Source organism: Acetomicrobium sp. S15 = DSM 107314 (genome assembly GCF_016125955.1).
In the GTDB taxonomy this organism is placed as follows: Bacteria; Synergistota; Synergistia; order Synergistales; family Thermosynergistaceae; genus Thermosynergistes; species Thermosynergistes pyruvativorans.
In genome coordinates this window covers 1-323 of record NZ_JADEVE010000294.1, presented here as the reverse complement: position 1 = coordinate 323, position 323 = coordinate 1, and the positions used below count along the sequence as shown (strand labels likewise).

At 55.4% G+C, this 323-nt stretch carries 1 protein-coding gene; it reads right to left on the bottom strand.

The features are described 5' to 3' along the window. A partial coding sequence (locus tag EZM41_RS08660; protein WP_198470710.1) for a hypothetical protein occupies positions 1-323 on the bottom strand: 323 nt, incomplete at both ends.

Sequence of the window (323 nt, the reverse complement as noted above, 5' to 3'; positions counted from 1 at the left end):
AATCGGGATCCATAATTCCGTACCCATAAGGCACCCTTAGGATCCATCGAATATGTGCCATCTGCCAATGTAATAGGCGCGATAGCGGCCTGCAGATTACCTCCACGCCGGCATCCCAGAGCGATACACCCTCCTCAAGTCTGAAAGGGGCCTCGCCCCCTCCGAGGAGGAGGCGAAAGAGTGCGTCGAATCGCCCGTCGATCTTTTTAAGCGCTCCTTTAAAAACGTCGCCGGCTTGGCGGTCTGTCAGCCGGATCAATTCCTCGAGCTCCCTCTTACCGTCAAGGACGTCCTTCAACTCCAGTCCGAGATAAGAAATCCGC